This is a genomic window from Emticicia aquatica (genome assembly GCF_923079645.1).
Classification (GTDB): Bacteria; Bacteroidota; Bacteroidia; order Cytophagales; family Spirosomataceae; genus Emticicia; species Emticicia aquatica.
Genome location: NZ_CAKLPY010000001.1, coordinates 1,388,650 through 1,403,922, shown reverse-complemented (window position 1 = coordinate 1,403,922; position 15,273 = coordinate 1,388,650). Strand labels below are relative to the sequence as shown.

8 protein-coding genes are annotated in these 15,273 nt (G+C 34.4%); 7 read left to right on the top strand and 1 reads right to left on the bottom strand.

All coding sequences use genetic code 11. From position 1 onward, the window contains the following. Positions 1-158 precede the first annotated feature (158 nt). From MJQ71_RS06070 to MJQ71_RS06050, 5 genes are all read left to right on the top strand, one after another. A complete protein-coding gene (locus MJQ71_RS06070) occupies positions 159-1,382 on the top strand; it encodes a tetratricopeptide repeat protein (RefSeq protein WP_238805474.1) in 1,224 nt (407 codons plus the stop codon). A gap of 50 nt (positions 1,383-1,432) precedes the next feature. Further along, complete coding sequence (gene thrS, locus MJQ71_RS06065; RefSeq protein ID WP_238805472.1) at positions 1,433-3,379, top strand: threonine--tRNA ligase; 1,947 nt, start codon at positions 1,433-1,435, stop codon at positions 3,377-3,379. A 113-nt stretch (positions 3,380-3,492) separates the two neighbouring features. Beyond that, positions 3,493-4,050 carry a translation initiation factor IF-3 gene (gene infC, locus MJQ71_RS06060; RefSeq protein WP_238805467.1) on the top strand — a complete coding sequence of 186 codons (558 nt, stop codon included), beginning with the start codon at positions 3,493-3,495 and terminating at the stop codon, positions 4,048-4,050. 209 nt (positions 4,051-4,259) lie between these two features. Then, the gene (gene leuS, locus MJQ71_RS06055) at positions 4,260-7,040 is read left to right on the top strand and encodes a leucine--tRNA ligase (protein ID WP_238805464.1); all 2,781 of its coding nucleotides are present in this window, start codon (positions 4,260-4,262) and stop codon (positions 7,038-7,040) included. 169 nt (positions 7,041-7,209) lie between these two features. Continuing rightward, entirely contained in the window at positions 7,210-8,523 is a 1,314-nt protein-coding gene (locus MJQ71_RS06050) for a PQQ-dependent sugar dehydrogenase (protein WP_238805462.1), read from the top strand. A 138-nt stretch (positions 8,524-8,661) separates the two neighbouring features. On the opposite strand, the gene MJQ71_RS06045 is transcribed toward MJQ71_RS06050, so the two are convergent. Next, positions 8,662-11,289: a sodium-translocating pyrophosphatase gene (locus MJQ71_RS06045; RefSeq protein WP_238805460.1), complete on the bottom strand. Its 2,628-nt coding sequence runs from the start codon at positions 11,287-11,289 to the stop codon at positions 8,662-8,664. 340 nt (positions 11,290-11,629) lie between these two features. Here MJQ71_RS06045 and MJQ71_RS06040 point away from each other — a divergent pair, with 340 nt between their 5' ends. Together MJQ71_RS06040 and MJQ71_RS06035 are read left to right on the top strand one after the other, a co-directional pair. After that, positions 11,630-14,101 carry a PIG-L family deacetylase gene (locus tag MJQ71_RS06040; protein WP_238805456.1) on the top strand — a complete coding sequence of 824 codons (2,472 nt, stop codon included), beginning with the start codon at positions 11,630-11,632 and terminating at the stop codon, positions 14,099-14,101. Between the two features lie 289 nt (positions 14,102-14,390). Further along, a complete protein-coding gene (locus MJQ71_RS06035; protein WP_238805455.1) occupies positions 14,391-15,263 on the top strand; it encodes an ABC transporter ATP-binding protein in 873 nt (290 codons plus the stop codon). Positions 15,264-15,273 lie beyond the last annotated feature (10 nt).

Sequence of the window (15,273 nt, the reverse complement as noted above, 5' to 3'; positions counted from 1 at the left end):
AATAAAATGTACTAAAGTAATTATATCACTACTCATAATTCTATTAATCGTTTTTATTATAAGAAAAAATTCGGATTTTTGTGAAAAATATCTCACAATTGGTCATTTTTTGTTTTTGATAAAAACGAATTTGCTTTCAAATTTGTGAATTAAATCTGATGTCGAATAAAAATAACATTTTCTTTTTGTTGCTAGTTTCGATTCTCTTGTATGCGTGCGGACAAGGAAATCGAGAACGTTCTAAAATTCCGCCAACACCATTTCAGGCTGAAAATATTCAGAATATTGCTTCCTTAGAAGCATTAACAGATGCTATTAGAAGTAATCCGAGTGTAGCCGAAAATTATTTCAAACGTGCAATTATCTTGCATAAAATGGGTGATTCAAAAAAGGCTTTGGAAGATATAAACCGAGCTGACCGTTTGAAACAAAATACAGGGAAATATCTTTTTGTGAAAGCTCTAATATTACGAGACTTGAAACAATTCAGAGAAGCATTTGCATTTGCCCAAAGTGCAGAAATTTTAAATGTAGAAACTCCAGAACTTTATACACTACTTGGAGATTTGTCCCAGCAACGAAACGACTTAGCAATTGCAGAACAATATCTAGCAAAATCCTTGCAAATTGCACCTTTTGATGGCGAAACTTATTTCTATCAAGGCACATTGGCTGCTCGAAAAGGAGATACTTCAACTGCTATTTTGAAAATGAATAAAGCAATTGAAATGAAACCTTCTTTCAAACTTGGCTATTCAAAGCTAACGGAAATTTTAAAAAATAAAAGACTATACGATTCAGCTTTAGCTGTTAATAAAAGTGCAATTTTGCAATTTCCAAGAAATCCTGAGTTTTATATTGATAGAGGATTAGTATTTAGTAAGTTTGGTAGGTTAGATAGTGCGTTGGTTTACTATGATAAAGCCACATCTATTGAGCCTGGAAGAACAGATGCTATGCTTTATTCGGCAACGATTTATTTCCGTTGGAAAAATTATAACAAAGCTTTGGAATATTACGAAAAAGTGTTGGAAGCAAATCCTGAAATTCCAAATATTAATTATTCAATTGCATTGACACTCGAACAATTGGGTTTATTAACAAAAGCTGAAGAGTTTTTGAAAGCTGAAGTTGAAAGAGACCCAAATAATACCCAAGCAATTATCGCATTGAATAGAGTTTCGGGGCAAATTAATTCAGCTTTGGGCGTTTATACTGCCCCAATTCCTGTGCCAACTAAGAAAAAAGTTGAGCCTGCTGTGAAGCCAGTTGTTGAAGAACCAAGAAAATTATTAGATACAGCAAGGATAAAAGTGAATATTATTGCACCAAAGAAAAAAGTAAATATTAAAACAGACTCTTCAAGACGATTGAGGTTCTAAATTTTTTAAAAAGTATATTATATAATAAGTAATTGTTGACTGATATTTTTATGATTAAAATTACTTTACCGGACGGAAGCGAAAGAGAATATCCAAAAGGGAGTTCGAGTTATGATATTGCTCTTTCCATTAGTGAAGGATTGGCAAGGAATGTACTGGCAGCAAAAGTGAATGGAAAAGTTCAAGATGCTAATCTGCCAATTGAAGAAAACTCAACTGTTCAACTTTTGACTTGGAATGATACGGACGGAAAATCTACATTTTGGCATTCATCAGCCCATTTAATGGCAGAAGCATTGGAATCATTGTATCCTAATGTTAAGTTTTGGGTCGGCCCACCACTCGAAAATGGTTTTTATTATGACGTTGATACAAATGGAGAAGCGATTTCACATGATGATTTCAAGAAAATTGAAAACAAAATGCTGGAACTAGCACGTCAGAAAAACGAATATGTCCGAATTCCAATGGCCAAGGCTGATGCCATTAAATACTTTGAAGAAAAGGGTGACGAATATAAATTAGACTTGCTTTCAGGACTAGAGGATGGTTCGATAACATTTTATCGCCAAGGAAACTTTACGGATTTATGTCGTGGGCCACATATTCCAAATACGGGTTTTATTAAAGCTGCAAAAATAATGAATGTAGCTGGGGCGTATTTTAAAGGTGACCAAAATAATAAAATGTTAACCCGTATTTATGGTGTAACTTTCCCTAAACAAAAAGAATTAGATGATTATTTGCAACTTTTAGAAGAAGCAAAACGTCGTGACCACCGAAAATTAGGACAAGAACTAGATTTATTTACTTTTTCAGAAAAAGTAGGAAAAGGTCTGCCATTGTGGTTGCCAAAAGGTGCAATGCTTCGTGAAAGGTTGGAGAATTTTTTGCGTAAGGCACAAGTAAAAGCTGGTTATCAGCAAGTTGTGACACCACATATTGGTAGTAAACAATTGTATTTGACTTCTGGTCACTGGGAAAAATATGGTAAAGATTCGTTTCAGCCAATAACAACTCCCGAAGAAGGCGAAGAGTTTTTGTTGAAACCGATGAATTGCCCACATCATTGCGAAATATTTCGTGCTAGACCTAGAAGTTATCGTGAATTACCTTTGAGATTGGCAGAATTTGGAACAGTTTATCGTTACGAACAAAGTGGTGAATTGCATGGATTGACTCGTGTAAGAGGATTCACGCAAGATGATGCCCATATTTTTTGCACTGGCGACCAAGTTGAGGAAGAATTCAAAAAAGTAATTGATTTAGTTTTGTATGTTTTCAAATCGCTTGGCTTTGAAGATTTCTCTGCTCAAGTTTCGCTTCGTGACCCAGAAAATAAAACTAAGTATTTTGGCTCAGATGAAGCTTGGGATAAGGCCGAAAATGCCATTCGTCGTGCAGCTGCTGAAAAAGGATTGAAAACTGTTGAAGAATTGGGTGAAGCAGCTTTTTACGGACCAAAATTAGACTTTATGGTGAAAGATGCTCTTGGACGTAAGTGGCAGCTTGGAACAATTCAAGTCGATTATCAATTACCAGACCGTTTTGAACTTGAGTATATTGGTTCGGATAATCAAAAACACCGTCCTGTAATGATTCATAGAGCTCCATTTGGCTCAATGGAAAGATTTATTGCCATTTTAATTGAAAATACAGCAGGTAATTTTCCATTGTGGCTTTCACCAGACCAAATTGCAATTTTGCCTATTTCAGAGAAATATGAAGACTATGCAAATGAGCTATTCTTAACACTTCAAGAGCAAGATATTAGAGGTTTTGTTGACCATCGTGACGAAAAAATTGGTAGAAAAATTCGTGATGCTGAAGTGAACAAATTGCCGTTAATGTTAATTGTTGGAGAAAAAGAAGCTGAAGAAGGGAGGGTTTCTGTTCGTAGAAAAGGTGAGGGTGATTTAGGCTCAATGACAATCGAAGAATTTATAATTTATGCAAAAACTGAAATAAATAAAAATATTCCTCAGTTTCGTCAATAATTTGATTTACTTTACAAAATAATTAGTATTTATAAGCGATTTATTATTTGTTTTTAATAAAATAATTAGTACTTTCGTAAAATTCAATTTTTTAGAAACCTTAAAATCGTTAAATGGCACAACAACCATTCAATCGTAATTTCAGAAGACCAGTACAAAAGGAAGACGAACACCGAATCAATCAAAGGATTCGTGCCGCTCAGGTTCGTTTAGTAGGGGATAATGTAGAGCAAGGTATTTTTGATACTGCACAAGCTCTTGCGATGGCACAAGCACAAAGTCTTGATTTAGTTGAGATTGTTCCGACTGCTACACCGCCTGTTTGTCGAGTTGTAGATTATTCTAAGTTTAAGTACGACCAAAAGAAGAAGCAAAAGGAAATAAAAGCCAAAGCTGCAAAAACTGTTATCAAAGAAATCAGATTCGGCCCTCAAACAGATGACCATGATTTTGATTTCAAATTAAAACACGCAATTGGTTTCTTAAAAGAAAATGCAAAAGTTAAAGCCTACGTACATTTTGTTGGAAGACAAATTGTATTCAAAGACCAGGGTGTTGCATTATTAAAAAGATTTATTGCAGGATTAGAAGAATACGGCAAGCCAGAAGGAGAGTTGAAGTTAGAAGGTAAGAGAATGATTGTTTTTCTTGCTCCAAAACCCAAAAAATAAACAATTTCCTTTAAAATATTTAAAGCTGATTCAATTCGTTGAGTCAGCTTTTTTGTTTTTTCGTGTATATTTAAATTAATTGTTTTCATGGTAAAGTGAAAGTTATTGATATAAATTCAATAAAAATAATAACGTTACGCACTTAAAATTGTATTTTTGTGCTAAAATTATTGACTTCAAAATATTTCATTCATTACAACAAATCGCAAATGTCGGAGTTCAACCATCGAGAGATTGAAAAAAAATGGCAGCAAGTTTGGGAAGAAAACCAAACATACAAAGTAGAAATAGACCATTCAAAGCCCAAATTTTACGTGCTTGATATGTTTCCTTACCCGTCTGGTGCAGGTTTACACGTAGGTCATCCACTGGGCTATATTGCAACTGATATTTATTCAAGATACAAACGTCTGAAAGGTTTCAATGTGCTTCATCCAATGGGCTTTGATTCATTTGGACTTCCTGCTGAACAATATGCTATACAAACTGGGCAACATCCAGCCATAACTACTGAAAATAACATTACAACATATATTAGCCAATTGAAAAAAATTGGTTTTTGTTACGATTGGAGTAGAGAGGTGCGTACATCTGATGCAAAATATTATAAATGGACGCAATGGATTTTCATGGAATTGTTTAATTCTTGGTACAATAATGAGTCAAATCAAGCGGAAGCCATCGAAACATTGTATGCTAAATTTGCAGTAAATGGAACTACTGGAGTGAAAGCGGTTTGTGGTGATGATGTATTGAGTTTTTCTGCGGATGAATGGAATAGTTTTTCAGAATCTGAAAAATATAAAATTTCATTAGATTATCGGTTGACTTATTTATCTGATGCGGTTGTAAATTTTTGTCCAGCGTTGGGGATGGTGTTGTCGAATGATGAAGTGAAAGACAGTGTTTCTGAACGTGGTGGTTATCCTGTGATTCAGAAAAAAATGCAACAATGGATGATGAGAATCACGGCTTATGCTGATCGTTTAATTAATGGTTTGGATTTGGTTGATTGGTCTGATTCTTTGAAAGAACAACAAAAAAATTGGATTGGCCGCTCAGTCGGAGCAATGGTTAAATTTGCAGTTGAAGACAAACCAACAACAATTATTGAAGTTTTCACCACTCGTGTAGATACAATTTATGGAGTGTCATTCATGGTTTTAGCTCCAGAACACGAATTAGTTGCTTCATTAACCACACTAGAACAAAAGGAAAATATTGAAAATTATATTTCAGAAACACAAAAACGCTCAGAGTTAGATCGAATGTCTGATGTAAGAACGGTTTCGGGTGCATTTACTGGAAGCTATTGTATCAATCCATTTAGTGGTGAAAAAGTGCCAATTTGGATTGCAGATTACGTTTTGGCTGGTTATGGAACTGGTGCGGTAATGGGCGTACCTTCTGGTGACCAACGTGACTGGAATTTTGCAACGCATTTTGGGTTACCAATCGTGCAAATACTTGATGGTCAAGTTGGAATAGAAACACAAGCTGATGCTACAAAAGAAGGGAAATACATTAATTCAGGTATGATTAATGGGTTGGGTTATAAGGAAGCAACGGCAAAATTGATTGCTTGGCTGGAAGAAAGAAGCATTGGAAAGGGAAAAGTGAATTATCGTTTGCGTGATGCGGTTTTTGCTCGTCAAAGATATTGGGGAGAGCCTGTTCCTGTTTATTTTAAAGATGGTTTACCGTATTTGATTGATAGCCAAGATTTACCTTTAGTTTTACCTGAAATTGACAAGTATTTGCCTACTGAAGATGGAGAACCACCTTTAGGTAGAGCAGAAGGTTGGAATTATAAAGGGAATGAATACGAACTTTCAACAATGCCTGGTTGGGCGGGAAGTAGCTGGTATTGGTTTAGATACATGGATGCTCATAATGATGAAGAATTTGCCTCAAAAGAAGCGATTGATTATTGGCAAAATGTTGACTTATATTTAGGAGGAACCGAACATGCAACTGGACATTTGTTGTACAGTCGTTTTTGGAATAAATTCTTGAAAGACCGAGGGTATGTTCCACAAGAGGAATATGCTATGAAACTCATCAATCAAGGGATGATTATGGGGCGTTCGAGTTTTGTTTATAGAGTTAAAGATGCAGAGAAAGTTACTTTTGTGTCATATAATTTGAAAGATAATTATGAGACAACTAAACTTCATGTTGATGTAAACATTGTTGAAAATGATATTTTAGATGTAGAAAAATTCAAATCAACAAGAAATGATATTGGTGATGACCCACAATTTATCTTAGAAGATGGCAAATATGTTTGTGGCTCTGAAGTTGAGAAAATGTCAAAATCTAAGTATAATGTAGTAAATCCTGATACAATTGTTGAGAAATATGGAGCAGATACATTTCGTCTTTATGAAATGTTTTTGGGGCCATTGACTGAAAGTAAGCCTTGGGATACGCGTGGAATTGAAGGAACTTATCGTTTTGTTCGTAAACTTTGGCGTTTGTTTTTTGACCAAAATGGTAAATATTTGGTTATAGATGCTGAACCTACAAAAGATGAATTGAAGGCTTTACACAAAACCATCAAGAAAGTTTCGGAAGATATTGAAGCATTTTCATTCAATACTTCCGTAAGTTCATTTATGATTTGTGTGAATGAATTATCAGACTTGAAATGTCATAAAAAATCAATTCTTGAGAAATTAGTTGTGATTTTATCTCCTTATGCACCACACGTAACTGAGGAATTATGGCAAATTTTAGGGAATTCTGAAAGTATTACGATTCAAGAATTTCCAATATTTGATGCCAAACATCTGATTGAAGATTCATTTGAATATCCGATTCAGATAAACGGTAAAGTGCGGGCAACACTCAATTTTCCTGCCGATATGAGTAAAGAAGAAATTGAGAAGCTAGTTTTAGAAAATGAATTGGTTCTGAAATGGTTAGAAGGAGCAACGCCGAAGAAGATTATTGTAGTTCCAAAGCGAATTGTTAATGTGGTTGCATAGTTTTGAATTATAGATTCATAAAAGCCTCGAAAGATTTTTCTTTCGAGGCCTTTTTTTTATTACTTACTTTTAAAACTAATCGTGACCATTAAATCTTACCTAATTTTATTTCGGAAATTGTTTTTGTAACTTTACGTTTAAAGACCCAAAATATACATTATATTTTACAATGAAATTTTTTCTAATCCTACTAGTCATTCCTGTTTTATCTTTTGCTCAATCTCCAGAAATAAAATTAAATTTAGTAGCCGAAGGCTTTTCTTCCGTTGTAGATATTACGACTGCTGGCGATGATAGATTGTTTATTGTTGATGGAAATCAGATTAAAATTCTTTCAAATGGTCAGGTATTAATGACTCCATTTTTAGATTTGACAAATCAAGTGACATGGATAATGGCGGTTGCATTTCATCCAAATTACCTTGAAAATGGCTACTTCTATGTAAAATATAAAGCAAATGATGCAAGTTGTGTTATTTCGAGGTTTTCAAAATCTTTGTTTGATGAAAATTTAGCAGAGATAAATTCAGAACTAATTTTGTTTAGTTACCTTAATAATGATGGACATGAAGGGGGCGATTTAGAATTTGCTAAAGATGGTTATTTGTACACAACAACAGGAGATGGTGCATCTGGAGTAAGAGGCACGCTTGGTGATGAGTTTGGAAATGCACAAAACTTAACAACAGTTAAAGGTAAAATGTTGAGATTTGATGTCGATTCGCCAAGTTATATACCAGCTACAAATCCATTTCAAACACTTGGAGATGGAATTCCAGATGAAATTATTGGTTTTGGATTAAGAAATCCATGGAAATTTTCATTCGATAGATTGACGGGCGATATTTGGATTGGTGATGTGGGACAGGATAGTTTTGAAGAGGTTGATTTTGTGGCTGCTGGCACTTTTGAAAATAAAAACTATGGTTGGAGTTGTTATGAAGGAAATATGCTACATCTGACTCAAAATTGTTCCATTAATACAAATAATTTTGTGTTTCCAATTATTACTTTTGAGGGGTATAATTTTAATGGCAATCAACCTGCTTCGGTTATAGGAGGCTTTGTTTATCGTGGTAGTAAATATCCCGAATTGAATGGATATTACTGTTATGCTGATTATAATTCAGGAAAGTTTTGGCTTTTGAAAAGGTTGCCTAATGGTCAAATTACTAACGATTTAAAGGGAGTTTTGATGACAAATCCTATTACTTTTGGAGAAGATAGAAATGGTGAATTATTTGTAGCAACTTTCGATAAAATATATCAAATTTCAGCTTGTGGAATTGAACAAAATCTTACGTTAAATTCTTCAATCACTTCAACAAGTTATTTTTCGGCTTTAAATGCTATTGAGAGTGCGGCTCAAATTTCTAATGCAGCGAGAGTGATTTTTAGTGCAACTAATAAAATTGAGCTGAATGCAGGTTTTAAAACTGATAGCGGAGTTACATTTACCGCACAAATTATTGGTTGTCGATAAACTTTTTTAAAACAGAAATTTGCAATTAAAAAGACAATAAATTAGATATTTTCAAGAATAGTATAAAAAAACAAAGCTCTTTTCAAATCTGAAAAGAGCTTTGTTTTTATGAATTTAAAAGAAAAATTTCTAACAAAATTATTTCTTTCTAACACTCACAGCAATTCTGCGGTTTTGCGAGCGACCTTCTTCTGTATCATTAGAAGCAACTGCATGTTGCTCTCCATAACCTTCAGATTCTAAACGAGATGCATCGATTCCAATAGCCACTAAAGCAGCTTTTACAGCAGCAGCACGTTCGCTAGAAAGTTTCAAATTTGCAGCGTCATTTCCTTCATTATCTGTATAACCACCAACTTTGATGTTAACTGTTGGAAACGCTTTCAAGATTTCAGCGATATTTTTTACTTCGTTCATCGAAGTTGAATCAATTGCATTACTTCCAGAATTGAAATTCAAGGCTTTGAAGTTGAACCAATTATCTTTTCCAGCTTCAACATCTGATTCGATAAATTTGATAACTTGGTCTTCAATTCCACCTTCCAAGAAGTTTAATGTAACGCCTGATGACAATGATTTATTAATACTAACTGGCATTGCAGCTTCAACGATTTCTGTTTTTTCAGCCACTTCCGTATTTGAAGTAACAGCAATATAAGGAGCAATAACAAGAGAAACAATTGACATCAATTTAATCAAAATGTTCATTGATGGGCCAGAAGTATCTTTAAATGGGTCACCAACAGTATCACCAGTTACGGATGCTTTATGTGGCTCAGATTTTTTGTAATAAGTTTGACCATCAATTACCACGCCTTTTTCAAAAGATTTTTTAGCATTATCCCATGCACCACCAGCATTTGATTGGAAAATTCCCATCAATACACCTGAAACAGTTACACCTGCAAGTAAACCACCTAAAATTTCAGGTGAAGATGTATCAGCAAAAACACCTTTAAAGCCAAATCCAACCAAAACAGGCGTTACTAAAGCAATCGCTCCTGGTAAAATCATTTGTTTAATTGAAGCCTCTGTTGAAATTGCCACACATTTTTCATATTCTGGCTCAGTTTTGTATTCCATGATTCCAGGAATTTCACGGAATTGACGACGAACTTCATTTACCATTTCCATTGCAGCTTTACCTACTGCCGAAATACACAAGGCACTGAAAATAAATGGAATCATTCCACCTACAAATAAACCAGCCAAAACTGGGGCTTTATAAATATCAATTGCACTAATTCCAGCAATACCAACAAATGCAGCGAATAATGCCAATGAAGTTAAAGCAGCTGAGGCAATTGCAAAACCTTTACCAGTTGCAGCAGTTGTGTTTCCAACAGCATCCAAATTATCTGTACGCTCACGAACTTCAGGAGGTAATTGTGACATTTCAGCAATACCACCAGCATTATCAGCAATTGGTCCGAAAGCATCAATAGCTAATTGCATAGCCGTTGTTGCCATCATACCTGCAGCAGCGATTGAAACTCCATAAAGACCAGCAAAATAGTATGACATAATGATACCAGCAGCTAAAGTCAAAATAGGTAATACTGTTGATTCCATACCAACGGCTAATCCACCAATGATATTGGTAGCGTGTCCAGTACCAGATTTTTCAATAATTGACAAAACTGGACGTTTTCCCATTGCAGTATAATATTCTGTGATGATTGACATCAACGCACCAACAATCAAACCAACAACGATTGCCATAAATACACCATTTGATGTAAATTCATGTCCACGAAGTGAAAGTGTTTCTGGTAAAATATGTTTTACTAAGAAATACGAAGCAATAAAAGTAATGATAATTGAAGCCCAGTTACCAATATTCAACGCAGCTTGAACAGATGATGTTTCAGATTTAATTCTAACAAAAAATGTAGAAACCAAAGATGCCAAAAGACCAACACCAGCAATAACCATTGGTAATAAAACTGGAGAAAATCCACCAAAATTATCTGTAACATTTATTTCTTGACCCAAAACCATCGTTGCCAAAATTGTAGCCACGTAAGAACCAAATAAATCGGCACCCATACCCGCTACGTCACCAACGTTATCTCCAACATTATCAGCGATTGTAGCTGGATTACGAACATCATCTTCTGGAATTCCAGCCTCAACTTTACCAACTAAGTCAGCACCAACATCAGCAGCTTTCGTATAAATACCACCACCAACACGAGCAAAAAGAGCAATTGATTCAGCTCCTAATGAGAAACCAGCCAAAACTTCGATGGCAATTCTCATATTTTCTGAAGTTAAAGCTTCACCTTTAGCAAAATAATTATAGAAAATAATAAATAATAAACTCAATCCTAAAACTGCTAAACCAGCAACACCCATTCCCATAACTGAACCACCAGTAAATGAAACTTTAAGGGCTTGTGCCAATGAAGTACGAGCTGCTTGAGCCGTCCGAACGTTAGCTTTTGTTGCGATTTTCATTCCAACATAACCAGCAAAAGCAGAAAACAATGCACCGATTAAAAATGCAATTGAGATAATCCATGAAGATTTGTCAGTTGAAGAGCCTAACCAAGCTAATAAAATAGCCGTTGGTATGGCAAAATAAGCAAGAATTTTCCATTCTGCTTTTAAGAATGCAATCGCTCCATCGGCAATATAGCCTGAAAGTTTTTGCATGTTAGCATCTCCAGCAGGTTGTTTTGATACCCAATTGAATCGCCAAGCAGTGTAAAGTAAGCCAATAAGTCCACAAAGCGGAACAAGGTAAATAATCATAGAATCCATAAGTCGTCTATTTGAGTTTAGTTATTACTGTTTTTGAAAAGTTTGCAAATTTACGATAATTGATTTGTTTAAAAAAGCCTTAATAGAATTTTAGTACTTTTTTGATATAAAACATTAATTTATCTTTTAAAAATTGACTAAAACTCATTTATTATAATAGAATAGTATATTTTTTCTCATAATAATTAAGACTGTAATTTTAAATTAACAAAAAGGCAGAGAAACGGTCTTTCAATCTTTTAATTTACTTATACTTTGTAGGTTTGATGGTTTTACAGTATTTTCGGTTTATGATTCATTTCAACCCTAAATTTTATATTTAAGTATTAAAAAACTACCAATGAAAAAAACAATAACGCTTTTTCTAACAATTTTATCGTTTTCAAATTTTGCCCAAACTAAGCAGATGAGTACGGGAGAAATCCTGCAAGCCATGAAACGACTCAATGTTGTTGGCAATGTATTATACATTGCTGCTCATCCTGATGATGAAAATACGCTATTTATTACTTGGCTTTCTAAAGAAAAAATGGTTCGTGCAGGATATATTGCCATGACACGTGGTGATGGCGGACAAAATTTAGTTGGGCCCGAACAAGGAGAATATGTTGGGCTTTTACGTACACACGAACTTTTAGGTGCAAGAAGTATAGATGGAGGCGAACAATATTTTACACGTGCAAACGATTTTGGTTTTTCAAAAACTACCGATGAAGCGTTAGCTTTTTGGGGGAAAGAACAAATTTTGGCGGATTTAGTTTGGCGAATTCGTAATTTTCAGCCAGATGTAATGGTAACACGTTTTCCACCAGACGCTCGTGCAGGACACGGGCATCATTCAGCTTCTGCGGTTTTGGCTGAAGAAGCTTTTAAGGCTGCTGCAGACCCAAATCGTTTTCCTGAACAATTAGCTTTTGTTAAAACTTGGCAAGCCAAACGTTTGGTTTGGAATTCTTTTTCACCAAATTTTCAAAATAATCAGCCAGAAGGAAGTTACGTAAAAATTCCACTAGGAGATTATAATCCTTTATTAGGCAAATCTTATACAGAAATTGCTGCAGAAGCTAGAAGTATGCACAAAAGTCAAGGATTTGGCTCAGCAAAAACTAAAAATCAACGCTCAGATTATGCTTTGCATAAAGCAGGTGAGGAAGCAAAAAATGATTTGTTTGATGGGATTGATGTTTCGTGGAAAAGAATTAGTGGTGGCGAAAAAATTGAGAAAATGATTAATGACGCTCTTTCAAATTTTAAAGCACAAAATCCTTCAGCCTCAGTTCCTGCATTAATTGAAATTTATAATTCGATTGCAACTTTAGAGGAAAATGTTTGGACAAGTTATAAGAAAAACGAAGTAAAAGAATTGATTCTAGCTTGTGCAGGCCTTTGGTTTGAAGCAAATCCTAGTGATTATTCAGTTTCTCCTAACGATAAAATCAAAGTAAATGTCAATGTTGTAAGCAGAAGTAATGCGAATATTACACTTGAAAAACTGACCTTTAAAGGTACAAAACAAGATACAATTATTAATAAAAAATTGGTTTATAATGATGGACTGAATATTAACGTTGATTTACAAATTCCAGCTAATCAGCCGATTACTCAACCATATTGGTTAGTAGAAAAGAAAGAAAAGGGTTTTTATAAAGTAAATGACCAACTTTTACGTGGTTTGCCAATGAAACCAGCAGATTTAGTTTGTGAGTTTACCATTAATATTGAAGGAAAATCTTTTACATTTCAAACTCCTTTGACTTACAAATTTGTTGAACCTTCTGATGGAGAAATTTATCGTTATTTTGAAGTACGTCCAGAAGTTACAGCAACTATTGGCGAGAAAGTTTATTCATTTGCTGATAATTCACCCAAAGATGTAGTCGTAACTTTGAAAGCAGGAAAAAAAAGCATAAATGGCTCAGTTTCTTTAGAAGTACCAACTACTTGGAAGGTAGAACCTGCTACAATTGGCTTTGAATTAAAGGATAAATACGAAGAAAAGAAAGTGACATTTAAAGTATTTCCGTCAGCTTCGGCTTCTGAAATTACTTTAAAGGCAGTTGCCCAAACAACAAGTGGTTCTTATGAAAGAGGTATTGCCTCGATAGAATACAAACATATACCAACTTTAACACTTTTTCCATTTGCTGAAGCCAAAGCTTTACGCATAGATTTAAAAAAGAAGGGTACCAAAATTGGATATATTGCTGGAGCGGGAGATGAAGTTCCTGCCGCTTTGCAACAAATTGGTTACCAAGTAACGATGCTTACACCAGTTGAACTAGCAAAAGATTTGAATCAATTTGATGCAATTATTATTGGTGTTCGTGCATATAATACAGAAGAACATTTAAAGTATTTTCAAGAAAAACTAATGGAATACGTAAATAATGGTGGAAATGTAGTAACACAATATCAAACTAACGCTTTTTACGGCGTTTCAAAAGTGAAAGAAATTGGACCGTTTCCTTTGGGAATTGGTCGTGGGAGGGTTACTGATGAAACGGCAACAATGAAAATAGTGAAACCAGAACATCCACTGTTAAATTTTCCAAATAAAATTACGTCTAAAGATTTTGAAGGATGGGTACAAGAGCGAGGTTTATATTTTGCCGATAAATGGAGTGATAAATACGAAACTATTTTTGCAATAAATGATGCAAATGAAACCGAACAAGAAGGAAGTGTGCTTTACACAAAATATGGAAAAGGCAATTTTATATTTACAGGTTTAGCATTTTTCAGACAATTGCCAGCGGGCGTTCCTGGTGCTTACCGATTATTTGCCAATATGATTTCTGTAGGTAAAAAATAATTTTTATTTCTGTAACAAGTCAAAACTATAAAATACCATACTAAATATTTAAAAAGCCGAGTTTACTCGGCTTTTTAAATATTATATCTTCATCACATATTTATTGCAGTTTATCCCTTCTTATATTCCTTTCATAACATTTTATTGTTATAAAATTTGTATAAATTTAACTTTGAATTATGTAAAATTTGGCAATACTTCACTTTGCCCAAACTTATTTAGATTTATTTACTTCTTAAAACTTGATTTTTTTCTCAATTGCTTATAAAACCATCAAACTTAAACCCTTATGCAGCTAATTATTTCCAATCTTAACAAAACGTATAGTAACGGCGTTCAGGCTTTAAAGGACGTAAATCTCACAATAAATCAAGGAATGTTTGGTCTTTTGGGACCAAATGGTGCTGGAAAATCATCATTGATGAGAACAATTGCAACATTGCAAGAACCAGATAGTGGCTCGATTTTGTTGGGAGAAATCAATGTTTTAACTCAAAAGGATGAGGTTCGGAAAACTTTGGGTTATTTGCCCCAAGAATTTGGTGTTTATCCAAAGGTTGATGCAACCACTTTGTTGAATCATTTAGCTGTTTTAAAGGGAATTACAAATGCAAGCGAGCGTAAATCTGTAGTTGAAGCCTTATTACAAAAAACGAATCTTTGGGATGCTCGTAAGAAAAATTTGGGTGGTTATTCGGGTGGAATGAAGCAACGCTTTGGCATTGCACAAGCACTTTTAGCTAATCCCAAATTAATTATTGTGGACGAACCAACGGCAGGACTTGACCCTGCAGAGCGTAACCGTTTTTTGAATCTTTTGTCTGAATTAGGAGAAAATACAGTTGTTATTTTATCGACGCATATTGTAGAGGATGTGAAAGAATTATGTTCGGACATGGCCATTTTTAATAAAGGAGAGGTTTTATTTAAAGGCAGCCCTGATGAAGCTTTAAATGAAATTGTAGGCAAAATTTGGCAAAAACGCATCAATAAAGCTGAGTTGAGTGATTTTAAACAAAATTTCAAAGTTATTTCTGAAAAACTTATTGGCGGAAATCCAATTATTCATGTTTTATCAGATACCAATCCAGACGGAACTTTTGAAGCTGTAACTGGTGATTTAGAAGATGTTTATTTCTCAAAAATATTTGCCAACGCTTAAAACCTAAGAA